This window comes from uncultured Ferrovibrio sp., from assembly GCF_937960835.1.
Classification (GTDB): domain Bacteria; phylum Pseudomonadota; class Alphaproteobacteria; order Ferrovibrionales; family Ferrovibrionaceae; genus Ferrovibrio.
Map to the genome: position 1 here is coordinate 221,939 of NZ_CALGPC010000003.1, position 23,495 is coordinate 245,433.

The 23,495-nt window shown below is 64.4% G+C and carries 18 protein-coding genes; 12 read left to right on the forward strand and 6 right to left on the reverse strand.

Annotation, left to right across the window (positions count from 1 at the left end):
• The first annotated feature begins 27 nt into the window (after positions 1–27).
• Positions 28–378, forward strand: a complete 351-nt coding sequence (locus Q0603_RS03420; protein WP_298722067.1) for a response regulator — start codon at positions 28–30, stop codon at positions 376–378.
• Positions 379–389: 11 nt separating this feature from the next.
• On the opposite strand, the gene Q0603_RS03425 is transcribed toward Q0603_RS03420, so the two are convergent.
• Complete coding sequence (locus Q0603_RS03425) at positions 390–1,646, reverse strand: D-amino acid dehydrogenase (protein WP_298722070.1); 1,257 nt, start codon at positions 1,644–1,646, stop codon at positions 390–392.
• A 176-nt stretch (positions 1,647–1,822) separates the two neighbouring features.
• Between Q0603_RS03425 and Q0603_RS03430 the strand changes: the two genes are divergently transcribed.
• From Q0603_RS03430 to queC, 4 genes are all read left to right on the forward strand, one after another.
• Positions 1,823–2,746 (forward strand): LysR substrate-binding domain-containing protein, encoded by a 924-nt coding sequence (locus tag Q0603_RS03430; RefSeq protein ID WP_298722073.1) that lies wholly within the window; start codon positions 1,823–1,825, stop codon positions 2,744–2,746.
• 196 nt (positions 2,747–2,942) lie between these two features.
• The gene (locus Q0603_RS03435) at positions 2,943–3,923 is read left to right on the forward strand and encodes a TAXI family TRAP transporter solute-binding subunit (RefSeq protein WP_298722076.1); all 981 of its coding nucleotides are present in this window, start codon (positions 2,943–2,945) and stop codon (positions 3,921–3,923) included.
• Between the two features lie 86 nt (positions 3,924–4,009).
• Positions 4,010–6,607 (forward strand): TRAP transporter permease, encoded by a 2,598-nt coding sequence (locus tag Q0603_RS03440; RefSeq protein WP_298722079.1) that lies wholly within the window; start codon positions 4,010–4,012, stop codon positions 6,605–6,607.
• On the forward strand, positions 6,604–7,314 hold the full coding sequence (gene queC, locus Q0603_RS03445; RefSeq protein ID WP_298722082.1) for a 7-cyano-7-deazaguanine synthase QueC: 711 nt from the start codon (positions 6,604–6,606) through the stop codon (positions 7,312–7,314). Before Q0603_RS03440 ends, queC begins: the two co-directional genes overlap by 4 nt.
• A gap of 44 nt (positions 7,315–7,358) precedes the next feature.
• Here the strand turns inward: queC and Q0603_RS03450 are convergent, their stop codons facing one another.
• The 3 genes from Q0603_RS03450 to Q0603_RS03460 form a co-directional block, all read right to left on the reverse strand.
• Positions 7,359–7,928 carry a VUT family protein gene (locus Q0603_RS03450; RefSeq protein WP_298722085.1) on the reverse strand — a complete coding sequence of 190 codons (570 nt, stop codon included), beginning with the start codon at positions 7,926–7,928 and terminating at the stop codon, positions 7,359–7,361.
• Between the two features lie 63 nt (positions 7,929–7,991).
• Positions 7,992–9,593: a cisplatin damage response ATP-dependent DNA ligase gene (locus Q0603_RS03455; RefSeq protein ID WP_298722088.1), complete on the reverse strand. Its 1,602-nt coding sequence runs from the start codon at positions 9,591–9,593 to the stop codon at positions 7,992–7,994.
• Positions 9,590–10,606: a ligase-associated DNA damage response exonuclease gene (locus Q0603_RS03460; RefSeq protein WP_298722091.1), complete on the reverse strand. Its 1,017-nt coding sequence runs from the start codon at positions 10,604–10,606 to the stop codon at positions 9,590–9,592. Before Q0603_RS03460 ends, Q0603_RS03455 begins: the two co-directional genes overlap by 4 nt.
• A gap of 98 nt (positions 10,607–10,704) precedes the next feature.
• On the opposite strand from Q0603_RS03460, the gene Q0603_RS03465 reads away from it, so the two are divergent.
• Positions 10,705–13,173, forward strand: a complete 2,469-nt coding sequence (locus tag Q0603_RS03465) for a ligase-associated DNA damage response DEXH box helicase (protein ID WP_298722093.1) — start codon at positions 10,705–10,707, stop codon at positions 13,171–13,173.
• Positions 13,170–13,847 (forward strand): ligase-associated DNA damage response endonuclease PdeM, encoded by a 678-nt coding sequence (pdeM, locus tag Q0603_RS03470; RefSeq protein WP_298722096.1) that lies wholly within the window; start codon positions 13,170–13,172, stop codon positions 13,845–13,847. The genes Q0603_RS03465 and pdeM overlap by 4 nt, the downstream gene beginning before the upstream one ends.
• Positions 13,848–13,851: 4 nt before the next feature.
• On the opposite strand, the gene Q0603_RS03475 is transcribed toward pdeM, so the two are convergent.
• Together Q0603_RS03475 and Q0603_RS03480 are read right to left on the reverse strand one after the other, a co-directional pair.
• The gene (locus tag Q0603_RS03475) at positions 13,852–15,399 is read right to left on the reverse strand and encodes a gamma-glutamyltransferase (RefSeq protein ID WP_298722099.1); all 1,548 of its coding nucleotides are present in this window, start codon (positions 15,397–15,399) and stop codon (positions 13,852–13,854) included.
• Positions 15,400–15,425: 26 nt separating this feature from the next.
• Positions 15,426–16,889 (reverse strand): M81 family metallopeptidase, encoded by a 1,464-nt coding sequence (locus Q0603_RS03480; protein ID WP_298722102.1) that lies wholly within the window; start codon positions 16,887–16,889, stop codon positions 15,426–15,428.
• A 141-nt stretch (positions 16,890–17,030) separates the two neighbouring features.
• Here Q0603_RS03480 and Q0603_RS03485 point away from each other — a divergent pair, with 141 nt between their 5' ends.
• The 5 genes from Q0603_RS03485 to Q0603_RS03505 all read left to right on the forward strand — a co-directional run bounded on the left by Q0603_RS03485 (position 17,031) and on the right by Q0603_RS03505 (position 23,488).
• Complete coding sequence (locus Q0603_RS03485) at positions 17,031–18,626, forward strand: ABC transporter substrate-binding protein (protein ID WP_298722105.1); 1,596 nt, start codon at positions 17,031–17,033, stop codon at positions 18,624–18,626.
• A 31-nt stretch (positions 18,627–18,657) separates the two neighbouring features.
• Positions 18,658–19,599 (forward strand): ABC transporter permease, encoded by a 942-nt coding sequence (locus tag Q0603_RS03490; protein WP_298722108.1) that lies wholly within the window; start codon positions 18,658–18,660, stop codon positions 19,597–19,599.
• Between the two features lie 13 nt (positions 19,600–19,612).
• A complete protein-coding gene (locus Q0603_RS03495) occupies positions 19,613–20,455 on the forward strand; it encodes an ABC transporter permease (protein WP_298722111.1) in 843 nt (280 codons plus the stop codon).
• 3 nt (positions 20,456–20,458) lie between these two features.
• Positions 20,459–22,084, forward strand: coding sequence for an ABC transporter ATP-binding protein (locus Q0603_RS03500; RefSeq protein WP_298722114.1), 1,626 nt, complete (start codon positions 20,459–20,461; stop codon positions 22,082–22,084).
• A gap of 72 nt (positions 22,085–22,156) precedes the next feature.
• The gene (locus tag Q0603_RS03505) at positions 22,157–23,488 is read left to right on the forward strand and encodes an ArgE/DapE family deacylase (protein ID WP_298722117.1); all 1,332 of its coding nucleotides are present in this window, start codon (positions 22,157–22,159) and stop codon (positions 23,486–23,488) included.
• Positions 23,489–23,495 lie beyond the last annotated feature (7 nt).

Here is a 23,495-nt window from a genome sequence, read left to right on the forward strand (position 1 = left end):
GCGTCCATCCTTCTCGTTGATAACGATATGGCCACAGCGGCCGATATCGGCGATTTCCTGAGCGAGGCCGGCCATGAGGTGCATCATGCCATCAATGGGATTGCCGGCCTGCAGGTTCTGATTGCACATCCCATCTCGCTCATCATCGTCGCGCGCAAGGCGCTGCGCATGTCCAGCGTGGACTTTCTGCAATCGCTGCGACAATACGCACCTTATGTGGAAACACCTGTAGTGATGATCGGCGGCACGTCGGGCATGGAAGACGTCGATGCCAGCTTCGGGCCGAGTTTTTCGGAAGAGGTCTTCCTGGCCACCGTCTCGCGGCTGCTGCGCCGCTCGGCCCGCCCGAGCCGCACGTATTACGCTGCAGCCTACTAGGCCGTGGCTGACTAAGCCGCTTTCAGGCTGAAATCCTCCGCCGGCACCGGCAGCGGGCGGCCGGCAAGCTGTGCTGCCATCACTTCGGCCGAACCAAAGGCCAGGGTGAAGCCGAGCGCGCCGTGGCCGACATTGAGCAGCAGATTGTCGATGCCGCTCTCGCCGAGAATGGGCAGCCCCTTCGGCGTGGCCGGACGCAGGCCGGTCCAGGGCGTGAGCTGCTGCCAGGTGGCGGCTGTCGGGAAAGTCTCGCGCGCCTGACGCGTCAGTTGCGCCAGCCGGTCCGGATCGATCTCGCCGCTTTCGCCCACCAGATCGGCCATGCCGGCGACGCGCAACTGCTTGCCCAGCCGCGCATAGACCACCTTATGCGCCGTATCGGTCACCGAGACGCGCGGCGCGGCATCGTCGTTGGCGATCGGCAGCGACAGACTGTAGCCCTTGATCGGATAGATCGGCAGATCAAGGTCCGCCGTCAGCCCCAGCCGCCGGCTGGCGACGCCCGCCGCCAGGATATAGGCGTCGCCTTCGACAACGCCGCCTTCGGTTTCCACGCCGAGCAGCCTGCTGCCCGCGCGCAGCAGGCGTTTGACCCTGCGGCCATAGGCAAAGCGCACACCGCTGCTGCCGCCCGCCAGCAGGCCTTCGATGCCGATGCAGAGCCGATAGGGATCGGCCGCCTCCTCATCGGCGGTATAGACGCCTCCGACGATCCGGTTTGCGATGTTTTGCAGGGAGGGCTCGACCTGCAGGCAGCCGTCGCGGTCCAGCACCTGCTGCACGCTGCCAAGGCGGCTTTGATACTCCACCTGCAGGCGCGCGCCGGCCAATCCCTTTTCGCTGCTGTAGACCACCAGCTTGCCCGCGCGCGTCCAGGCGAAATCGATGCCGCGGATGTCGCCGGCCTGATGCAGAACCTCGCGGCTGAGATAGGCAAGCCGCAGCAGCTTTTCGGTGGTGGCCTGGGCTTCCCGCCTGGTGCAGGCGGCGAGGAACTTCAACAGCCAGCGATACTGAAACAGATCAAAGCCCGGCCGGAAGCGCATCGGCGAGTCGGGATGCAGCAGCAGCTTGGGCAGATCGAACCACACCGATGGCGAAGCCAGCGGCGCGACGTAGGAATAGCTGAGCTGCGCGCCATTGGCATGGCTGGCGCCCTGCGCTGTCGTGGCGGCCCGATCCAGCACGGTGACGCGATGGCCTTCGCGCGCCAGCCGCCAGGCGGTCGTCATCCCCACCACACCAGATCCGATTACGACGACGTCCATGCCGCCCTCCGCGCTGTGCCCGCGGTCATCGCCGGCTCTTGAGGCCAAGCTAGGCATCGCCGCGGCGATCTGCCACTGCGGATCGGCGCAAGCCCTATAACATAATGTAATGCCGCCTCTTGGGCTTGCGCCCGGACAACGCTAGGATGCGCCCGCCTGTTGGGGGGAAATCAAGAATGCAGCTGCGTCATTTGGAAGTCTTTCATGCGGTGATGCTGACAGGAACGATTACGGCCGCCGCGAAGCTGCTCAACATCTCGCAGCCAGCGGCCACCCGCCTGCTGCTGCGTGCCGAGGACCAGCTCGGCTACAAGCTGTTCGACCGCGTCAAAGGCCGGCTCATTCCCACCCGCGAAGGCCAGGTGCTGCATGCCGAGAGCGAGCGCATCGTCAGCGGCCTGGAAAACCTGCGCAAGCTGTCGCGCAATCTCGGCGCCGCCACCAGCGGGCATCTGCGCATCGCCGCGGCACCGGCGCTGTGCATCGATCTGGTGCCGCTGGCGATCTCACGCTTCCGCCAGAAGCATGCCGATGTCAGCTTCGAGGTCGAAACCCGGCAGTATTCCGATCTCGTCCGCGTTGTGCTCAATCACGAGGTGGATATCGGAATCGGCTTCGACGTGCAGCCGCATCCCGGGCTGGAATTGCAGCTGGTCGCCGGCGCCCAATTCTACGGCATTTTTCCGAAGTCCATGGAGAATCGAGTCCCCGCCAGTGTGAAATTCGACTGGTTCCGCAGGCATCCCTTCATCGGCCTGCGCAACGATGATCCTCTGGGCGCGGCGGTCAGTTCCGGACTGAAACTCGCCGGAGTTGAGCTGCAGCCCATCGTGGAGGTCAAGACCAACCAGATCGCGCTTTCCTTGGTTTCCCGCGGCGCGGGCGTTGCCGTGGTCGATCAGTACACGGCCGCAGCCTATGACAGATCGCAGGTGATCGTGCGGCCGCTTACGCCGCGCATCGATTTTGCAGTGCACGCGATTCGCGCCAAGCATCAGCCCGCATCGGTGCTGGCACGCAAGTTCATCGCCACTTTGGCACAGACGGAGAAAACCATTTCCGCGCTGCTGCCTGCCCCGGGAAAGCGAAACGAGACTTGACGAAACCACCTCTCCCGGTGTCCATACCAGTAGGTTATGGGACAGGCACCGATACGCATGGTGGGTGGCTTAGGCTTTCCGCTATCACAGGGGGCGCGTGGGTCCGGCCATAGTCTTTGAACTGGGCATGTCCCGGTCTGGTCGTCAGGCGGCTCGCCATCGACGGCTACCGCAAGCAATCACGGAGGAGAAAATAATGACGCAGTTTACAGCCAAGCGCCTGTTCGGGGGTATCCTCGGCGCGGCCCTGTTGGCCGCCCTGCCCGGCACCGGCATGGCACAGCAGAAGTTCATCACCATCGGCACCGGCGGCGTGACCGGCGTCTATTACGCGGCCGGCGGCGCCATCTGCCGTCTGCTGAACAAGGACCGCAAGTCGCACGGCATCCGCTGCTCGGTCGAGTCGACCGGCGGTTCGGCCTACAACGTCAACACGATCCGCGCCGGCGAGCTCGACTTCGGCATGGCTCAGTCGGACGTGCATTTCAACGGCCTGAAGGGCGTCGGCGCGTTCAAGGATGCCGGCCCGTTCGCCGATCTGCGCTCGGTCTACTCGATCCATCCCGAGCCGTTCACCGTGCTGGCCCGCAAGGAAATCAACGCCACCAAGTTCGAGGATCTGAAGGGCAAGCGCTTCAACGTCGGCAACCCCGGCTCGGGCACCCGTGCCTCGCTGGAAGAGCTGCTCGGCGCGCTCGGCTGGAAGCTGTCTGACTTCTCGCTCGCCTCCGAGCTGAAGGCCGACGAGCACGGCCCGGCGCTGTGCGACAACAAGATCGATGGCTTCTTCTACGGCGTCGGCCATCCTTCGGCCAACATCCAGGATCCGACCACCACCTGCGGCGCCAAGCTGGTCTCCATCGAGGGCCCGGCTGTCGACAAGCTGGTTGCGGAGCATCCCTACTTCGCCAAGGCCACCATCCCGGGCGGCCTGTACAACAACAACCCGCAGCCGACCAACACCTACGGCGTGCTGGCGACCCTGGTCACCTCGGCCAAGGTCGACACCGAGACCGTCTATCAGCTGGTGAAGGCCACCTTCGAGAATTTCGACGAATTCAAGAAGCTGCATCCGGCTTTCGCCAACCTTGATCCGAAGAAGATGATCAAGGACGGCCTCTCGGCGCCGCTGCATGACGGTGCCGTGAAGTACTACAAGGAAAAGGGTTGGATGTAATTTTTCACATCCGGGGAAGCCGGCCCGCGTAACTGCGGGCCGGCTTTTTTGTTGAGCAGATGCCAGTAACGGACGGGGGATCGACCATGACCGAAGCCAAGCCACGGCCAGCCACCGAACAGGAATTGCAGGAACTTGTCGCCGAAGCCGATCTCGGCGGCCGCGACCCAAAAGGCCTGGTGGCCAAAATCATCCTGACCGTCGCCGTCGCCTGGTCCACCTTCCAGGTCTGGTATGCCTCGCCGCTGCCGTTCATGCTCGGCGTCTTCATCCTGAACGACACCCAGGCCCGCGCGATCCATCTCGGCTTCGCGGTCTTTCTCGCCTTCACCTGCTATCCGGCCTTCCGCAAGTCGCCGCGCAGCTATATCCCGCTGATCGACTGGATTCTGGCGCTCGCCGGTGCCTTTGCCGCTTCGTACCTGTATCTTTTCTACGTCGCGCTGTCGCAGCGGCCCGGCACCCCGACCTGGTATGACCTTGTCACTGCCGGTGTCGGCCTCGTGCTGCTGCTCGAAGCGACCCGCCGCACGCTTGGCCCGCCGATGGTGGTCGTGGCTGCGGTCTTCATCGTGTTTACCTTCGCCGGCCCCTACATGCCGGACGTGATCCAGCACAAGGGCGCGTCGGTCTACAAATTCCTGCAACATCAGTGGCTGACCACCGAAGGCGTCTTCGGCGTGGCGCTTGGCGTCTCCACCAGCTTCGTCTTCCTCTTCGTGCTGTTCGGCTCGCTGCTGGAGAAAGCCGGTGGCGGCAACTGGATGATGCAGATTTCGGTCGCCCTGCTCGGCCATCTGCGCGGTGGCCCCGCCAAGGTGGCCGTGGTGTCCTCAGCCCTGAATGGCGTGGTGTCCGGCTCGTCGGTTTCCAACGTCGTCTCCGGCGGCATCTTCACCATCCCGATGATGAAGCGCACCGGCCTTTCCGGCATCAAGGCCGGCGCGATTGAGACCGCCTCCTCCGTCAACGGCCAGATCATGCCCCCGGTGATGGGTGCCGCCGCCTTCCTGATGACGGAATATGTCGGCCTGCCCTATTCCGAGATCGTCAAGCACGCCTTCCTGCCGGCGGTGATTTCCTACATCGCGCTGTTCTACATCGTCGATCTGGAAGCCGTGAAAATCGGCTCCAAGCCGCTGGAGCGCGCCGTGAAGCGTCCGCGCCGCGAATTCTGGCTGCGCCAGGCATTGGGCTGGGCCGGCACCATCGTCGTGCTCTGCGTCCTGTATTATGCCGTGCTCGGCATTCAGGCCGCCTTCGGCGATGCCGCGCCCTGGCTGGTCGCGCTCGGCGGCCTTGCTGTCTATCTGCTAACGCTTTGGTATGCGACGAAGTTCCCCGACCTGGAATTGGACGACGCCAACAATCCAGACATCAAAGTGCCGGAAGCCTGGAGCGTGGCGCGCACCGGCCTGCAATTCATTCTGCCGATCATCGTATTGCTTTGGTGCTTGATGATCGAGGAATTGTCGCCTGGCCTTTCCGCCTTCTGGGCGACCGCCACGATCATCGGCATCGTGGTGACGCAGCGGCCGATCATCGCGCTGTTCCGTAACAGCGGCGGCCTCGCTGCGGCATTCCGCCAGGGTGTGGCCGATCTGATCGACGGCTTCAATCTCGGCGCCCGCAACATGATCGGCATTGGCATCGCGACCGCAACAGCCGGCATCATCGTGGGCACCGTGACGCTGACCGGCATGGGCCTGATGATGACCGACTTCGTCGAGTTCGTCTCCGGCGGCAACATCATCATCATGCTGCTGCTGACGGCCTTCATCTGCCTGATCCTCGGCATGGGCATCCCGACCACGGCAAACTACATCCTGGTCGCCACCCTGATGGCGCCGGTAATCGTCGAGCTCGGCGCTCAGGCGGGCATCCCGATCCCGCTGATCGCCGTCCATCTCTTCGTCTTCTATTTCGGCATCATGGCCGACGTGACGCCGCCGGTGGGCCTGGCCTCCTTTGCCGCTGCCGCGATCTCGGGCGAGGATCCGATCAAGACGGGCCTGCAGGGCACGCTGTACTCGATGCGCACGGCGATCCTGCCCTTTGTCTTCATCTTCAATCCGCAATTGCTGATGATCGACATCGACAACACCATGGAAGCCCTCCTGGTGATCGGCGTCTCCACCATTGCCATCCTGGTCTTCTCGGCCGCCACCATGGGCTGGTTCCTGACCAAGAGCAAAATCTGGGAAACGGTCGTGCTGCTGCTGGTCTGCCTGGCGCTGTTCCGCCCCGGCCTGTTCTGGGATCAGCTCTACGAACCCTACAAGGAGGCGCCTGCGTCGCAGGTCTTTGATATCGCCGGCAAGCTGCCCGAGGATGGCCGCCTGCTGCTGGTCGTCAGCGGCGTCACCCTGGAAGGCGACGATGTGACCAAGACCATCAGCCTGCCGGTTGGCAAGCCGGGCGATGGCCGCAAGCGCCTGAACGACGCCGGTCTGATGGTCACGGCGCTGGGCAACCAGGTGCAGATCGGCTCGGTCCAGTTCGGCTCGGCGGCGCGCCGTGTCGGTCTGGAGCAGGGCTTCACCATCGAGCACGTGCTGCTGCCGGCTGACCGGCCCAGCAAGCACTGGGTCTATGTGCCGGCCTTCGCCTTGCTCGGTCTGGTGATGCTGCTGCAATGGCGTCGCCGGCGCCAGCAGCCGGCCGCCGCGCCGCAGGCCGCATGATGCGTACCGTCGTTCTCTGCTCCGGCGGCATCGATTCCGCCACCTTGGCCTACAAGGTGGCGGCGGAGCGGCAGCTGGATCGTCTGGTCTCCTTCGATTACGGCCAGCGCCACCGGCGCGAACTGGAACATGCCGCGCTGATCGCCGAGCGGCTGGAAACGCGGCATGACGTGATCAACATCGCCGGGCTGGGGCGGTTCCTCTCAAGCTCGGCGCTGATCAGCGGCGGCGCCGAGCCGGTGCCGGACGGGCATTACGCCGAAGACAACATGAAGGCGACCGTGGTGCCGAACCGCAACGCCATCCTGCTCAGCATTGCCTTCGGCATTGCTGCCGGCGCGAAAGCCGATGCGGTCGGCATCGCCGTGCATGGCGGCGACCATTTCATCTATCCCGATTGCCGCCCCGCCTTTGTCGATGCCTTCCGCGCGATGCAGGCATGCGCGCTGGAAGGCATGTGGGAAGTCGAGCTTTACGCGCCGTTTATCGGCACCGACAAGGCCGGGATCGTGCGCGAGGGCCTGCGGCTTGGCGTGCCTTATGAACTGACCTGGAGCTGCTACAAGGGCGGCGAGAAGCATTGCGGCCGCTGCGGCACCTGCGTCGAGCGCCGCGAAGCCTTCCATCTCGCCGGCGCGCCGGACCCGACGCAGTATGAGGATCCGGATTACTGGATCGAAGCGATCCGGAAGATGAAGACGGCGTAGATGTCATGCCCGGCCTTGCGCCGGGCATTTCTTTTCAGCAGCGATCAGGCGGCGGCAATCCCAAGCCGCGCATCGCGGTCGCGCAGCAGGCGGATGATCGGAATGCTGAACAGCACCATCCAGGCCTTGCCGATGATCTGGCCGGCCAGATAGTCGAGGCTGCCGAAGGCCAGATACAAAAACACCACGGAGTCGACGCAAAGGCCCACCAGGCTGGACAGCAGCACGGCGCGGATCAGGCCGCGCTTTTGCAGCGGCGTGTAGACGGCAAAGTCGGCCAGTTCGGACAGCAGGAAGGCCGCAGCCGAAGCCACCACCAAGGACGGCGCAGCCACGAGCCCCGACAAGGCCGCGCCGGCCAGGATCGCCCCCAAGGTCCACAGCTTGCCGAGGCGGCGCTGCACCAGATCGCGCAGCACCAGCGCCAGGCCGATGATCAGCACGCCGCTCGGCGCGGTCACGGCCTGACCATTGAAGCCGGGCGCGACGGGGATGAGACATGGCCCCTGCGGCACGCAGATGGTGCCGACATTCCCGATCAGCCAGTTGGCCAGCGGGACGCAGGCGATGAACGCCGCCAGAAACGCAAATCCTTCCAGACGAATACGGGCCATATGGGGAGACTCCTGTCGGGGCTGGGATATACGGCCCCCGCCCTGTTAAGGCAACCCGGCGGCTTAGTCCTTGATTCTGCTCATTAAGCTGTCCAGCCGGTCGGCCTCAGAGGCCGGCTTGTCCCAGCGGATGCGGGCGATCCGGGGAAACCGCATGGCCACGCCGGATTTGTGCCGGCTGGAGCGGCGCAGGCCCTCATAGGCGATTTCCAGCACCAGGGCTGGCTCGACGCGGCGCACCGGGCCGAAGCGTTCGACGGTGTGGCTGCGCACCCAGCGGTCGAGCTGCTGCAATTCCTCGTCGGTGAAGCCGAAATAGGCTTTGCCGACCGGGACCAGCTCGGCATTGCCCGCCGCATCATCGCGCCAGCAGCCGAAGGTGAAATCCGAATAGAAGGACGAGCGTTTGCCGCTGCCGCGCTGCGCATAGAGCAGCACGGCATCCACCGTATCGGGCGCGCGCTTCCATTTGAACCACAGCCCTTTCGGCCTGCCCGCCACATAGGGGCTGTCGCGCCGCTTGAGCATCAGGCCCTCGGCATTCACCGAGGCCGCCAGTTGGCGCGCCTTCTCCAGCTCCTCCCAGCTCTTGAACGGAAGCTGCACCGAGAGATCGAAGCGCTCCAGCAACGGCATATGCAGCACGCGGCGGCGATACCAGTCCTCCAGCCGGGCCCGCCGTTCCTCGAAGGAGAGGCTGCGCAGATCCTCGTCGCCTTCGAACAGAATGTCGTAAAGGCGCACGAAAGCGGGACGCTGCTTCAACTGCGCAGCAGAGACCGTCTTGCGGTTCAGGCGCTGCTGCAACTCGTTGAAGCTGCCATGCTGATCGCCGATGCGCACCAGCAGTTCGCCGTCGAGAACCGCATCAAGCCCCTGCAGATCGCCGATCTCCGGGAAGGCGGCGCTGATCTCTTCGCCGCCGCGCGAAAAGATGCGTGTCTGCCGCGCCCCGCCCAGCACCTGCACACGGATGCCGTCCCATTTCCATTCGGCGCAAAAATCCTCTGGCTTGAGCTTCCGCAGATCAGCCTCGTCCACCGCCTGCGCCAGCATCAACGGCCGGAAAGCGGCCAGATGATCGACCTGTGGCCGCGCCCTGCCATGCTGCAGCCAGGCAAAAAGCTCGCGATAGGGCGGCTGCAGGCCGGGCCAGACTTCTTCGACCTCATCGATGGAAACCTGGCCGAACTCGGCCAAAGCCGTTTTCACCAGGCGCTCGGACACGCCGACCCGCAGGGAGCCGGTGAACAATTTGATCAGAGCCCAGCGGCCGGTGGCGTCCAGACGATCGAGCCAATCGCCGAGCAATCCTTGCGCCTCGCTGCGCCCGGCAATCCGCGCGCGTTCGATCACTTCCGACAGAGCAGGCGCCACATGCGCATCATCGTGATGCTCAGGCCAGATCAGGGCGACCGTCTCGGCCAGATCGCCGACGAAATCATAAGACCAGCGAAACAGCACCGGATCGCTGCGGCTTTCAGCCAGTTGACGGACTGCCGCCGGCTTGATCGCGGCGATGTTCAGCGCGCCGGTCAAAGCCGCCAGTGCCCAGCCGCGATCAGGATCCGGCGTATGGGCGAAGTAGTCGCGCAGATGCGCCAGCTTGGCATTGCGGCCAGGCGTGAAGATCAGGCTCTCCAGCAATGCGGAAAACGGCTTCACACCGGATCCTCGTCCTCGAAACCGATGAGCGACAACGCCCGGGTGCGGATGCCGCGCTGGCTGGCGGCATGGATCAGTGCCTCCTCGCGCCCATGGGTGACCCAGACCTCCGGCGCGCCGACCTCATCGAGCGTCGCGTTCAACTCGTCCCAGTCCGCGTGATCGGAAATCACCAACGGCAATTCCAGGCCGCGCTGCTTGGCGCGCTGCTTGACCCGCAGCCAGCCGGAGGCGGCGCAATTGACTGCATCTGGCAGGCGGCGCGACCAGCGGTCTTCGATGGCCGATGGCGGTGCCAGTACGATCTGGCCGACCAGTCCGGATTTGGGCATGTCGCCGACATGCCGAAATTCGCCGAGATCGAGGCCGGAACTGCGGTAGAGCTCGCACAGGCCGACCAGTGCGCCATGCAGCCAGATCGGCGCGTCGTAGCCTGCCTCGCGCAGCAGCATGATCACACGCTGCGCCTTGCCCAGCGCATAGACGCCGACCAGATGCGCGCGTTCCGGGAAAAGCTGGACGGATTGCAGCAGCTTGGCGATCTCGTCCTTGTCATCGGGATGTTTGAAGATGGGCAAGGCGAAGGTCGCCTCGGTAACAAAGACATCGCAGCTCTGCACGTCGAAGGGCGGGCAAGTCGGATCGCGGCGGCGCTTATAGTCGCCGGACACCACGGCACGGCTGCCGCGATACTCCAGCACCACCTGGGCGGAGCCGAGCACGTGGCCTGCCGGGATCAGCCGTAAGGTCACATCCTTGATCGTCAGGCTCTCGCCGTATTGAAGCGCCTGCTGCTGACGGCCTGCCTCATCCCCCATGCGGAGCCGCATGATCGACAAGGTCTGCGCTGTTGCCAGCACGTGGCGGTGGCCACCGCGGGCATGGTCGCTGTGGCCATGGGTGATAACGGCGCGATCCGATGGCGCCGTCGGGTCGATGTAGAAATCGCCGGGCTCGACATAGAGGCCGCGCGGCGTGGTCTTCAGCCAGGTTTCGGGATGGGGTGCGTGCATCTGTGGCAAAGATATAGGGCGCGGCAGCGTTCCATCCATTCCGTCCCTGCTCCACCGGCCGGTAGTGACGCGCCGCGATTCAGACCTATATCGCTGGCATGGCGCGTTCATCAGCCCCAGCGCAGCTTCCCGCGCCGCTTGCGGCCTGGTTTGCGGCGCGTGGCTGGCAATTGCATCCGCATCAGCGCGCCATGCTACAAGCCGCCCGGAAAGGCCGTTCCGCCCTGCTGATCGCGCCGACCGGTGGCGGCAAGACCCTGGCCGGTTTCCTGCCCAGCCTGACCGAATTGACGCTGCAGCCTGCCCGGGGACTGCATACGATCTACATCTCGCCGCTGAAGGCGCTGGCCGTCGATGTTCATCGCAACGTGGACACGCCGATTGCCGAAGCGGACTTGCCGATCCGCGCCGAAACCCGCACCGGCGATACGCCGCAATCGAAACGCCAGCGCCAGCGCAGCAAGCCGCCGCATATCCTGATGACCACGCCGGAAAGCCTGGCCCTGATGCTGTCCTATCCGGATGCAGACCGGCAGTTTCGCCACCTGCGCTGCGTGATCATCGATGAGGTGCATTCGCTGACCGGCACCAAGCGCGGCGATCTGCTGAGCCTGGGCCTGGCGCGTCTGGCGCATCTTGCGCCCGAGGCCCGGCGGGTAGGCTTGTCGGCCACCGTTGCCGAACCCGAGCGGCTTGCCGCCTGGCTTGGGTCCGGGATGACGGAAACCGTTAAGATCATTCGTGGCGATCCCGGCATTGCGCCGCAGATCGACATCCTGCTGCCCGGTGCGCGCGTGCCCTGGGCCGGTCATATGGCAATGCACGCGATCCCGGACATCTATGCCGCGATCCGCAGAGCGCGAACGGCGATCGTCTTCGTCAATACCAGGGCGCAGGCCGAACTGGCTTTCCGCGAGTTGTGGCGCATCAATGACGACAATCTGGCCATCGCGCTGCACCACGGCAGCCTGGCGGCCGATCAGCGCCGCAAGGTCGAAGCCGCAATGGCCGCAGGCCGCCTGCGCGCCGTCATTGCGACGGCTTCGCTCGATCTTGGCATCGACTGGGGCGCAGTGGATCTGGTGGTGCAGATGGGTGCGCCGAAAGGCATTTCACGGTTGCTGCAAAGGGTTGGCCGCGCCAATCACCGGCTCGATTGCCCAAGCCGTGCAATCCTGGTGCCGGGCAACAGGTTTGAATTGCTGGAATGCCGCGCCGCCATCGCTGCGGCTGCAGCCGGAGCACTGGATGGCACGCCTGATCGTCCCGGCGCACTCGACGTGCTGGCTCAGCATGTGCTGGGCTGCGCCTGTTCGGCACCGCTTGATCCCGGCAAGCTGTATGCGGAGGTGATCACGGCACAGCCCTATGCAAAGCTGGACCGCGCCAGTTTCGATGCCGTGTTCGATTATGTCGCCACCGGCGGCTATACGCTGCGGGCTTATGAGCGCTATCAGCGCCTGCGCCCACGTCAAGACGGGCTGTGGCAGATCACAACGCCAGCGGTGCTGCGGCTGTATCGCATGAATGTCGGCACCATCGTGGAGGCGCCGATGCTGTCGGTTCGCATGAAGCGGGGCGCGCGTCTGGGCCAGGTACGCCTGGGTCAGGTGGAAGAGTGGTTCGTCCAGGGTCTGCAGCCTGGCGATACCTTTATCTTCGCCGGGCGGCTGCTGCGCTTTGAAGGCATCCGCGACATGCAGGTCATCTGCACGGCGGCAGCCGGAACCGAGCCGAAGATTCCGGCTTACAATGGTGGCAAGCTGCCGTTGTCCAGCATCCTGGCCGACCGCGTACGCGCCCTGCTGCAGAACCGGCGGAACTGGAACGGCCTGCCGCCGGATGTGCGGACCTGGCTGCAGGCGCAGCACCGTCGTTCGGCCCTGCCGCGCCGCGACAACCTGCTGGTCGAGACCTTTCCGCGCGGCAAGCGGCATTTCCTCGTCGCCTATGGCTTTTCCGGCCGCAACGCGCATCAGACGTTGGGCATGCTGCTGACCCGCCGGATGGAGCGTTTCGGCCATCAGCCGCTCGGCTTTGTCGCTACCGATTATGCGCTGGCAATCTGGTCGCTGAAGCCGGCGGAAAAAATCCCGGCGCTGTTTCATCCGGACATGATGGGTGACGATCTGGAAGCCTGGATGGCGGAATCCGCGCTGCTCAAGCGCACTTTTCGCAATGTCGCCGTGATCGCCGGGCTGATCGAGCGGCGCCATCCCGGCCAGGAGAAGACCGGGCGACAGGTTACCTTCAGCTCGGACACGATCTACGACGTGCTGCGCAGGTATCAGCCCGACCATATCCTTCTGCAGGCAACCTGGGCCGACGCCGCTGGCGGTCTGGTGGATGCGCGGCGTCTGTCCGATCTGCTGGCCGCGGTGGAAAGCCGGATCGATCATCGCGCGCTCGACCGCGTCTCGCCGCTGGCAGTGCCGCTGCTGCTTGAGATCGGCGGCGAGCGCGTGCCGAGCAGCGCCGAGGATGCCTTGCTGGCCCAGGCCGCAGCCGAGGCGCTGATTGATGAAGCGATGCAGATCCCACCCTGCTCGGCGCGGAGCGTGGCGTGAGCGTCACCTTCGATCTGAATGGCGCGCGTCTGCATGCAGAACCCGATGGCAGCCTGTGGTGGCCGGCCGAACGGACCCTCGTCGTTGCCGACCTGCATCTGGAAAAGGGCAGCAGCTTTGCGCGCCGCGGCAGGCCGCTGCCGCCCTATGATACGCGCGCAACCCTGGAGCGCCTGCGCCTTGCCATCGAGCGGCACAGGCCAGCGCGGGTCATTTCACTGGGCGATGCTTTCCACGACAAACAGGCGGCCCAGCGCATGCCCGGCGACGACCGCGCCCTGCTGCTGCAGCTCGCAAAGGACCGCGACTGGATCTGGATTGCCGGCAATCATGAAGCTGGCGCCGTGCCCTTCGGCAGCAGCATTGCACAATGGCGCTGCGGCCCGCTGGTCTTCCGCCACGAGCCGCAGCCTGATTTTATCAGCGGCGAAGTGGCCGGACACTGGCACCCGAAGGCGACGGTACGGATGCATGGCCGCAAGGTGTCGCGGCCGTGTTTCGCGACCGATGGCCGGCGGCTGATCCTGCCGGCCTTCGGCGCTTACACGGGCGGTTTCGATCTGCTGACGCCCGTGCTGCGGCAGATGTTCGGCGAGGGCTTGCTGGCGCTGATGCTGGCCCGCGATGTTGTGCATGCGGTACCCGCAGCGCAGCTTGCCCCTGCCGTGCCGTGAATTTTTAAGCGCCGGCCATGCCGGCCCAGGGCTGCGCGATCTCGGTCATGCCGACGCGGTTGCCGTCGCTCTCGATCTGCACTGCGCTGGGGCAGGCATAGCTGAGCGGCAGGGGATCGCGGCGCTTTTCGACGGCCTGCGGGAAGCGCGCCTTCACGGCCTTGCGCACATCCTCGGGCAGCAGCGGATCGAGGAAAGGCTGGCCGATGATGCTGGCATCGAGCCGCGGCTGATGGAAGGCGGCTTCCAACTCCATGCCGTAGTCGATCAGGAAGGAGAGCAGCTGCATCACCGCCGGCATGATGCGGCGCCCGCCCGAGGCGCCGATGGCAAGCCAGGGCTTGTCCTGATCCATCACCAGGGTTGGCAGCATGTTGCTCAACGGGCGTTTGGCGGCGCCGATCGAGTTCGGCGTCCCCGGACGCGGATCGAACCACATGATGCCGTTATTCATCAGGACGCCGCTTTCGGGCAGCATCACGCGGCTGCCGAAGCCCGACAGCAGCGTCTGCGTCACCGCTGCCATGTTGCCGTGCTTGTCGATGACGCAGAAATGGCTGGTGCAGCTCTTGCCGTTATCGGCATCGCCCATGCCGGCAAGGCGCTTCTCGTACGCCTGCGTCAGCCCTTCCGCATAGGCAAGATAGCTTTGCGCCGTCAGACCCTTGCGGTCGAGCTTCGGACCGGCGGCTTCCAGCGCATCGCGCAGGCTGGGCCCCGCGGTGAGGCCAGGCGGCAGCAGCAGCGTCTTGCCGTGATAGTCGTAGCGCAGCGGCTCGACCATGCGGGCGCGGTAGCCGGAGAAGTCGGCTGCCGTAATCTTCGAGCCGCCGGCCTGCAGGTCGCGCACCAGGCTGCGGGCCAGTTCGCCATCGTAATAGTCGCGCGCGCCGGCAGCCGCGAGGCGCTTCAAGCTGGCATGCAGCGCATCATTCTTCAGAAAGCCTTCAAATTCCGGCGCCGGCGGCATGCCGCCTGGCAGAAACACCGCCTTCGATGACGGAAAACGCGCCAGGTCGGCTGCGGCATTGGCCACATGCAGGGTAAGGAACCAGTCATTCTCCATGCCGCGCTCGGCCAGCGCGACGGCGGGTGCCAGGCTCTCGGCCCAGCTGCGGGTGCCGAAGGTTTCCAGCGCCAGCCGCATGCCGTCCACGACGCCGGGAATGGCGATCGAGTGATAGCCGACGATGTTGCGGTCCTCTAGAACGGCGGGCCAGCCGAACAGGTCGCCAGCCACGCCGCCGGTCAGCGGGTAGTCGGCCGGGTTGAGGCCCGAGGCGCTGATCATGCCGTAATCGATGACATGCGAGGTCTTCTTGGCGGCGTCGTAGACCACCATGAAACCACCACCGCCGATACCACTCATCCACGGTTCCAACACGCCAAGCGAGAAGGACACCGCCACAGCGGCATCGATGGCATTGCCGCCGGCGCGCAGCACCTCGGCGCCGATATCGGCCGCCTTCTGGTTCTGGGCGGCGACGACGCCATGCTTGGAACGGACCGCTGCCTTGCTGTAGCGCAGCTCGCGACTGAGATTTTGCGACATGTCGTTTGGCCTTTTCTCTGGGTGGCTCAGACGGTGAAAGGATCCTGGACGCGAGGCCAGTATGGCATCCGCACCTTCTGGAAGGGAATATCCGCGTAATCGGACCGCATGGCGCCGGGGGCCTGCACATAGAGGATCCCGCCTGCCATCGGCGCGAAGCCGGCATGGAAATGCTGTGTCGACTTCACGACAATGATGGCCTTGGCTTTGACGTCGATGCCGAACTGCTCGAAAGCGCCTGGATGGAAGGTCTGCGTCCGGTAGCTGTTCAGCACCAGGTCGACACCATTTTCGGCCTGTATCCAGACGGAATCGCCCATTGGCACATCGCCGCCAAGGCCCGGCTGCATCGCATTCTCGATGATGCGCTTGACCGTGACCTTGAGATCGAGCGGATCGCCCGAGGTCGGGCCGCATTTGCCGCCAACGCGCAGATCAAGACTGGCCCCCTCGCCCGCATCGCAGCAGAAGCGCACCGCCATCGGATCCCAATAGACGCCGCTGACGGCATTGCCGATGCCGCGCTCGATGATGCGGCGCAGGATGAAGGTGGAATCGCCCGGCGCGCCGCCGCCTGGGTTGTCGGTAACATCCGCCAGCACCATAGGCCGCTTGGCGCCTGACGCCGTGGCGCGATCCAGCGCTGCATCAATGCTGAGATTCTGCGTCGCCGTCTGCTCGCGCAGCGACCAGATCTTGCGGCCAAAACGCTCGGCCACCGCCTGGGCCTTGGCCTTGTCGCCATCGGCGATGACCAGCATTTTCGCCGTCGCCTCCAGCACGTCCTGCATCGGGAAACCATGAGCGAAGGAAACCGACAGGATGCCGTCCCTGCCTTCGGCCGCCTGCATCTCGCGCACGAAGGATTTCATCGGTTCGACCGGCGTGCGCCACAGGTTGATCATGCGGGTATCGAAGACCGCCATTACCGGCTTGGCCGTGCCCTGATGCTTGGCCAGCAGGATATTGAACAGTTCCAGCGCGCGCTCCTTGCTGTCGGTATGGGGATACTCCTTGAAGGTGATCAGCGCATCGGCATTGGCCAGCATCGCCTCAGTGATGGAACAATGCAGGTCCAGCTCGGCGCCGACGGCGGCCTGTGGCCCGACAATGGCGCGAATCCGGGCCAGAAGATCGCCTTCGCAATCGTCATAGCCATCCGCCACCATCGCGCCATGCATGCTGAGCAGCACGATATCCACCGGCATGGCCGCCTTCAGGTCGCGCAATATCTCGTCGCGAAAGCCCTCATAGACCTTGCGGACCGTAATTCCAGCGGGCTGTGCGAATGCGGCAAGGCTTTCGGCAACCTCGGCCTGCCGCGCCTCTGCTTCCCGGCGCCAGACATGCAACGGCGCCGAAAACAGGTTCTCAGGCCGCTTGGTGGCATCGCCGCGATAGAGCATCCATTCGGCAAAGCCCTTCTCGCCCGTCGGCAGCGGCGAGAATGTGTTGGTCTCGGTTCCCAAACAGGCGATGAATACCTTCATGGCATGGCTCCCCCAACGTGCCCTTATGGCCTGAAACGGCTCCTTCAGGCGTATTCATTTGTGCTGTAGCGAATCCGCTTGACGAAGCGCAATGCATTGGACACGCTTTGCAGTGACGAAATTACAAATCAGGGGGTTTAAATGAAAAAGAGTACGCTGCGACACCTCGGGTGCTTTGCCTCAATTCTGGCTCTCACTGCTGCTTTTGGCATCACCACGATTAACGATGCGGCAGCGCAGGACAAGAAGGTTCTGCGCTTCATTCCGCATTCGGGCCTGCGCATCACCGACCCGATCATCACCACGGCGTTCATGTCGCGCAATCATGGCTACATGATCTACGACACGCTGTTCGGCGTCGATGAGAAGATGCAGCCGCAGCCGCAGATGGTCGAGAAATACGACGTCAGCGGCGACAAGCTGACCTACACCTTCACGCTCCGCGACGGATTGAAGTTCCACGACGGCGCGCCGGTCACCACGACCGACGTGATCGCCTCGCTGCAGCGCTGGGGCAAGAACGATGCGATGGGCCAGAAGCTCATCGCCTACACCAAGGAGATGAAGGAGGTCGACGCCAAGACCTTCCAGATCATCCTCAAGGAACCCTACGGCCTGGTGATCGATTCGCTGGCCAAGCCCAGCTCGAACGTGCCCTTCATCATGCCGAAGAAGATGGCGGACACGCCCGCCAATCAGAATGTGCCCGATGAAATCGGCTCCGGCCCCTACCGCATGGTCAAGGCCGAGTTCCAGCCGGGCGTGAAGGTCGTCTACGAAAAGAACCCCGACTACAAGCCGCGCAGCGAGCCGCCCAGCTACATGGCCGGCGGCAAGGTGGTGAAGGTCGATCGCGTCGAATGGATCACGATGAGCGACGCGCAGACCGCGATGAACGCGCTGATCAAGGGCGAGGTCGATATCTGGGAGCAGCCGTCTTTCGACCTGCTGCCGGCTCTGAAGAAGGAGAAGGATATCGAGATCCGCAATCTGCAGCCGCTCGGCATGAACTACATGCTGCGCATGAACTGGCTGCAGCCGCCTCTGGACAACGTGAAGGTCCGCCAGGCGATCCTGCATGCGGTCAACCAGGAAGACTACCTGGCGGCGCAGGTGGGCGATCCCGACTATTATAAGGTCTGCCCCGCCATGTTCGGCTGCGCCACTCCGCTGAACACCGCGGAAGGCGCTCCGAAGCCGAGCATCGAGACCGCCAAGAAGCTTTTGAAGGAAAGCGGCTATAAGGGCGAGAAGATCGTCATCATGGCGCCGACCGACCTGGGCAGCATCGCTCAGCTGCCGCTGGTCTCCGGCCCCGTGCTGCGCTCGATCGGCATGAATGTCGACGTCCAGTCGATGGACTGGCAGACGCTGGTCGGCCGCCGCGCCAAGATGGATCCGGTGGATCAGGGCGGCTGGCACATCTTCCACACCGCCTGGGGCACCGCCGACATGATGAACCCGATCGCCAATGCCGGCGTGAAGGGTCTGGGCAAGGAAGGCGGCTTCTTCGGCTGGACGGAAGATCCGGTCATCGAGAAGCTGCGCGACGACTACGCCCGCGAAACCGACCCGGAGAAGCAGAAGCAGATCGCCGCGGCCGTGCAGAAGCGCGCCTATGAAATGGTGCTCTACGTCCCGCTGGGCGAATACTTCCAGCCGTCGGCGGTTCGCAAGAACGTCAAGGGCACCCTGCCCTCGCCGGCCGTCGTTCTGTGGAACATCGAGAAAGAATAAGACTGGCATGGTCGTTGCGTAACGTTTCATCATGCTACGTCTAGTTCTGTCGCGTCTGATGGCTGCCATCCCCGTCATGGGGGTGGTAGCTGTCTTCGTCTTCCTGCTGCTGCGCCTCAGCCCGGGCGATCCGGCCGCGATCCTGGCCGGCGATGCCGCCACGGTGGAAAACATCGCCGCCATCCGTGCCGATCTGGGCCTGGACAAGCCGCTGCCGGAACAGTTCGTCACCTGGATGGGCCAGCTGCTGCAGGGCGACCTCGGCAGATCGGTCTTCTCCAAGCAGCCCGTCACCGTGCTGATCGGGCAGCGCATCGAGCCGACCATTTCGCTAGCCCTGATGACGCTGCTGTTTTCCGTGCTGGTTGCCGTTCCGATGGGCATCATTGCGGCCTGGCGCCAGGGCGGCTGGCTGGATCGCGGCATCATGGCCCTGTCGGTGGCCGGTTTCTCCATCCCGGTCTTCGTGCTCGGCTATATCCTGATCTATTTCTTCTCGATGAAGCTGGACCTGCTGCCGGTGCAGGGCTTCGCCTCGCTGAGCGAGGGCATCCTGCCCTTCCTGGAGCGCATCACCCTGCCGATGGTCACCCTCAGCTTCATCTACATCGCGCTGTTCGCGCGCATCACCCGCGCCGCCATGCTGGAAGTGCTGGGCGAGGATTACATCCGCACCGCCCATGCCAAGGGCCTGAAAGAGAATGTGGTCCTGGTCAAGCATGCGCTGCGCAACGCTGCCATTCCGATCGTTTCGGTGATCGGCATCGGCTTCGCGCTGATGATCGGCGGCGTGGTGGTCACCGAGACGGTGTTCAACATTCCCGGCGTCGGCCGTCTCGTGGTCGATGCGGTGCTGGCGCGCGACTATCCCATCATCCAGGGCGTGATCCTGCTGTTCTCCGGTGTCTATGTCCTGATCAACCTGGCGATCGACGTCGCCTATGTGCTGCTCGATCCGCGGATCAGGTACTGAGGTCAAGCCGCCGATGTCACGTGTCTTAAGTCATCCGCTTTTGCGCAATCCTTCGGTATTGATCGGCGGCGGCATCCTGCTGTTGCTGCTCATCGTCGCGGTTCTGGCCCCCTTGCTGTCGTCCTACGATCCGCAGGCGATCTCGCCGCGCTTCCGCCTGCGCGCGCCGTCGGATCAGTTCCTGATGGGCACCGACATGCTGGGCCGCGATGTCTGGACCCGCGTGGTGCACGGCGCCCGCGTCTCGCTGCTGGTCAGCGCCTGCGTCGCCGTGATCGCACTCTCGATCGGCCTCGTCATCGGCCTGCTGTCGGGCTACATCCGCTGGCTGGACGGGCCGATGATGCGCACCATGGACGGCGTCATGGCCATCCCCGGCATCCTGCTCGCCATCGCGCTCGTCTCGCTGTCCGGCGCGTCGCTGCTCACCGTGATCGTCGCCATCGTGATCCCGGAAATCCCGCGCGTCGCGCGTCTCGTTCGCGGCGTGGTTCTGTCGATCCGCGAGGAGCCTTATGTGGAGGCGGCGATCGGTCTCGGCACGCCGACCCGCAAGATCCTCGTCACCCACATCCTGCCCAACACCATCGCGCCGCTGATCGTGCAGGGCACCTATATCTGCGCCTCCGCCATTCTGGTGGAAGCGATCTTAAGCTTCCTCGGCGCCGGCCTGCCGCCGGAGATTCCCACCTGGGGCAACATCATCGCCGAGGGCCGCGGCGTGTTTCAGCGCGCGCCCTGGATCATCCTGTTCCCCGGCGCCTTCCTCGCCGTCACCATCCTGGCGGTGAACATGCTGGGCGACGGCCTGCGGGACACACTCGATCCGCGCATGAAAAAGCGGCTGGGGGCGTAAGCCATGGCACCGGTGCTCAGCATCCGCAATCTTTCCGTTGCGCTTCCCGCAGGCGGCGACCGCGCCCATGCGGTGAAGAATGTCAGCCTTGAGGTCAATCCCGGCGAGATCGTCTGCCTGGTCGGCGAAAGCGGCTCGGGCAAATCGGTCACCGCCTCCACCGTGATGCGGCTCAATCCGCTTCCGGTAACGGGCGGCCAGGTCCTGCTGGAAGGCGAGGATGTGCTGGCCGCCTCCAAGGCCCGGCTCAGGGCTTTGCGCGGCTCGCGCATGTCGATGATCTTCCAGGAGCCGATGACGGCGCTGAACCCGGCGCACCGTGTCGGCGATCAGGTCGCGGAAATCCTGCATGCCCATGGCTGGACGGCGCAGTCCCACGGCAAGGGATTAAGCATAGCCGAGCGCGTCGAGATGCTGTTCTCGGACGTGCATCTGCCCGATCCGCCCAAGCTGATGCGCGCCTATCCGCATCAGCTGTCCGGCGGCCAGCGTCAGCGCGTGATGATCGCCATGGCCCTGGCGCTGGAGCCCGCCCTGCTGATCGCGGACGAGCCGACGACCGCTTTGGACGTGACCACGCAGGCGCAGATCCTGAGCCTGCTGCGCGAGCTGCAGCAGCAGCGCGGCACCGGCGTCCTGTTCATCACCCACGATTTCGGCGTGGTGGCCGATATCGCCGACCGCGTCGTGGTGATGCGCTATGGCGAGGTGGTGGAAAGCGGCCCGGCGCAGGACGTGCTCTACAACCCGCAGCATGAATATACCAAGATGCTGATCGCGGCAGTGCCGAAGCTGACGCCGCGCCAGGCCAAGCCGGTGGACAATGCGACGCCGCTGATGAGCGCGCGCAACCTGGAAAAGCTTTATGTCACGGCCAGCATGTTCAAGGGCAAGCGCGAGGTGCGCGCCGTCGACAATATCCAGCTCGATCTCTACAAGGGACAGACGCTTGGCATCGTCGGCGAAAGCGGCTCGGGCAAATCGACCGCGGCGCGCTGCGTCGCCCGGCTGATCGAGCCGAGCGGCGGCAGCGTAATGCTGGACGGCCAGGATATCGCGCATCTCAACGAGCGCGCCCTGCATCCCTTCCGCCGCCGCATCCAGGTGGTCTTCCAGGATCCCTACCGCTCGCTCAATCCGCGCCGTACGGTGGGCGAATCGATCATCGAAGGGCCCCTGAACTACGGCGTCAGCCGCAGCGAGGCACTGGAACGCGCCCGCAGCCTGCTGCGCACGGTGGGCATCGACGTCAACGCGCTGGATCGCTATCCGCACCAGTTCTCGGGCGGCCAGCGCCAGCGCATTGCCATCGCCCGCGCGCTGGCCATGGAGCCGGAAATCCTAGTGGCCGACGAGGCCGTGTCGGCACTCGACGTCTCGGTGCAGGCGCAGGTACTGGATCTTCTGGAGAATATCCGCGACCAGTTCGGCATCTCGATCCTGTTCATCACCCATGACCTGCGCGTGGCGGCACGGCTTTGCGACCGCATCGCGGTGATGCAGCGTGGCAAGATCGTCGAGTTTGCCGAGACGGCGAAGCTCTTCGCCGCCCCGCAGCACGAATATACCAAGCAGCTCTTCGCGGCCCTGCCCGGCCGCCATTGGCTGGAAGGCCGCGCCGCAGAATAAACATCGCTGCATAGCCGCGGCCTTCTGGCGGCCTAGATCACATCGGCCACCACGCCATCCAGGGAGGATGCGATGTCGAGTGCGGTGCAGGATGCAGTCGGCCAACAGAATACAGAGGGCCAGCAGGATACAGTGGGCCAGCAGGATATCGCCGCCGCGGTAGCCTCCTTGCGCGAGGAGGCGGTCGCCATGCTGGCCGATCTGGTGCGGCATCCTTCGCTGCTCGGCGATGAGAAAAGCGCGCAGGATTACATGCGCGGCGTTTTCGAGGATCTGGGCCTGACGGTCGATGAATTCGCCATCGACGAAGCCAAGCTGAAGACCCATCCCGGCTATTCGCCGTCTATTATCTCCTATGAAGGCCGCCACAATATCGTCGGCATCCATGAGCCGCGCCATGGCGCCAGGGGCAGATCGCTGATCTTCAACGGCCATATCGACGTGGTGCCGGTCGGCGCCGAGAAGCTGTGGACCCATCCGCCATTCGAGCCGGTGATCAAAGACGGCAGGCTCTATGGCCGCGGCGCGGGCGACATGAAGGCCGGGATCGTCGCCTATACGATGGCCTTCAAGGCTTTGCAGAAGCTGGGCTTCGAGCCGGCGGCCAGGGTGATGCTGCAATCGGTTGTGGAAGAGGAATGCACCGGCAATGGCGCCCTGGCCTGCCTGCTTCAGGGTTATACGGCGGATGCTGCGATCATCACCGAACCGACGCCGGGCATCATGCTGGCGCAGATGGGGGTCATGTGGCTGACGCTGGAGGTCAGCGGCAAGCCGGTCCATGCCTCGGTGGCCCATACCGGCGCCGGCGCCACTGATTTCGCCATGTACATGTTCGGCGAGCTCAAAAAACTGGAGCATCGCTGGAATGCGCCTGAGGGCCGGCATGAGCAATACCGCCATCACGAGCATCCGGTGAACTTCAACCTCGGCAAGATCCAGGGCGGCGAATGGGCTTCCTCGGTGCCGACCGAATGCCGCGCCGATATCCGCATCGGCTTCTATCCGGGAATTTCGCCGGCGCAAGTGCGCGAGACGGTCGAGAAGCTGCTGGCCGAGGCCTATCGGGCGCATCCGCAGAACAACAGCCTCGATTACAGGATCGTCTACGAAGGCTTCCAGGCCGAAGGCTTCGTGCTCGACATGAACGAGCCTGTGCTTGCCGCGCTGGCCGATTGCCATCGCGCCGTGCTGGGCAGCGATGCGCAATTCACCGCCTTCACCGGCACGACGGATGCGCGGTTCTTCAATCTCTACGGCAATACACCGGCCACCTGCTACGGCCCGCAGGCAGGCAATTACCACGGCATCGATGAATGGGTGTCGCTCGACAGCATGATGGACGTGACCATTGTGCTGGCGCTGTTCATGGCCCGCTGGTGCGGCCTTAACCGTCTCGCCTGAAGCACAA

Excerpts from the sequence above, each read along its gene's own strand:
- Q0603_RS03435 (WP_298722076.1), top strand. The coding sequence starts at position 2,943 with ATGACGCAGTTTACAGCCAAGCGCCTGTTCGGGGGTATCCTCGGCGCG.
- Q0603_RS03485 (WP_298722105.1), top strand. The coding sequence starts at position 17,031 with ATGAAAAAGAGTACGCTGCGACACCTCGGGTGCTTTGCCTCAATTCTG.
- Q0603_RS03440 (WP_298722079.1), top strand. The coding sequence starts at position 4,010 with ATGACCGAAGCCAAGCCACGGCCAGCCACCGAACAGGAATTGCAGGAA.
- Q0603_RS03500 (WP_298722114.1), top strand. The coding sequence starts at position 20,459 with ATGGCACCGGTGCTCAGCATCCGCAATCTTTCCGTTGCGCTTCCCGCA.
- queC (WP_298722082.1), top strand. The coding sequence starts at position 6,604 with ATGATGCGTACCGTCGTTCTCTGCTCCGGCGGCATCGATTCCGCCACC.
- Q0603_RS03480 (WP_298722102.1), bottom strand. The coding sequence starts at position 16,889 with ATGAAGGTATTCATCGCCTGTTTGGGAACCGAGACCAACACATTCTCG.
- Q0603_RS03430 (WP_298722073.1), top strand. The coding sequence starts at position 1,823 with ATGCAGCTGCGTCATTTGGAAGTCTTTCATGCGGTGATGCTGACAGGA.
- Q0603_RS03420 (WP_298722067.1), top strand. The coding sequence starts at position 28 with ATGGCCACAGCGGCCGATATCGGCGATTTCCTGAGCGAGGCCGGCCAT.
- Q0603_RS03495 (WP_298722111.1), top strand. The coding sequence starts at position 19,613 with ATGTCACGTGTCTTAAGTCATCCGCTTTTGCGCAATCCTTCGGTATTG.
- Q0603_RS03425 (WP_298722070.1), bottom strand. The coding sequence starts at position 1,646 with ATGGACGTCGTCGTAATCGGATCTGGTGTGGTGGGGATGACGACCGCC.
- Q0603_RS03465 (WP_298722093.1), top strand. The coding sequence starts at position 10,705 with ATGGCGCGTTCATCAGCCCCAGCGCAGCTTCCCGCGCCGCTTGCGGCC.
- Q0603_RS03460 (WP_298722091.1), bottom strand. The coding sequence starts at position 10,606 with ATGCACGCACCCCATCCCGAAACCTGGCTGAAGACCACGCCGCGCGGC.
- Q0603_RS03505 (WP_298722117.1), top strand. The coding sequence starts at position 22,157 with ATGTCGAGTGCGGTGCAGGATGCAGTCGGCCAACAGAATACAGAGGGC.
- Q0603_RS03475 (WP_298722099.1), bottom strand. The coding sequence starts at position 15,399 with ATGTCGCAAAATCTCAGTCGCGAGCTGCGCTACAGCAAGGCAGCGGTC.
- Q0603_RS03490 (WP_298722108.1), top strand. The coding sequence starts at position 18,658 with ATGCTACGTCTAGTTCTGTCGCGTCTGATGGCTGCCATCCCCGTCATG.
- Q0603_RS03450 (WP_298722085.1), bottom strand. The coding sequence starts at position 7,928 with ATGGCCCGTATTCGTCTGGAAGGATTTGCGTTTCTGGCGGCGTTCATC.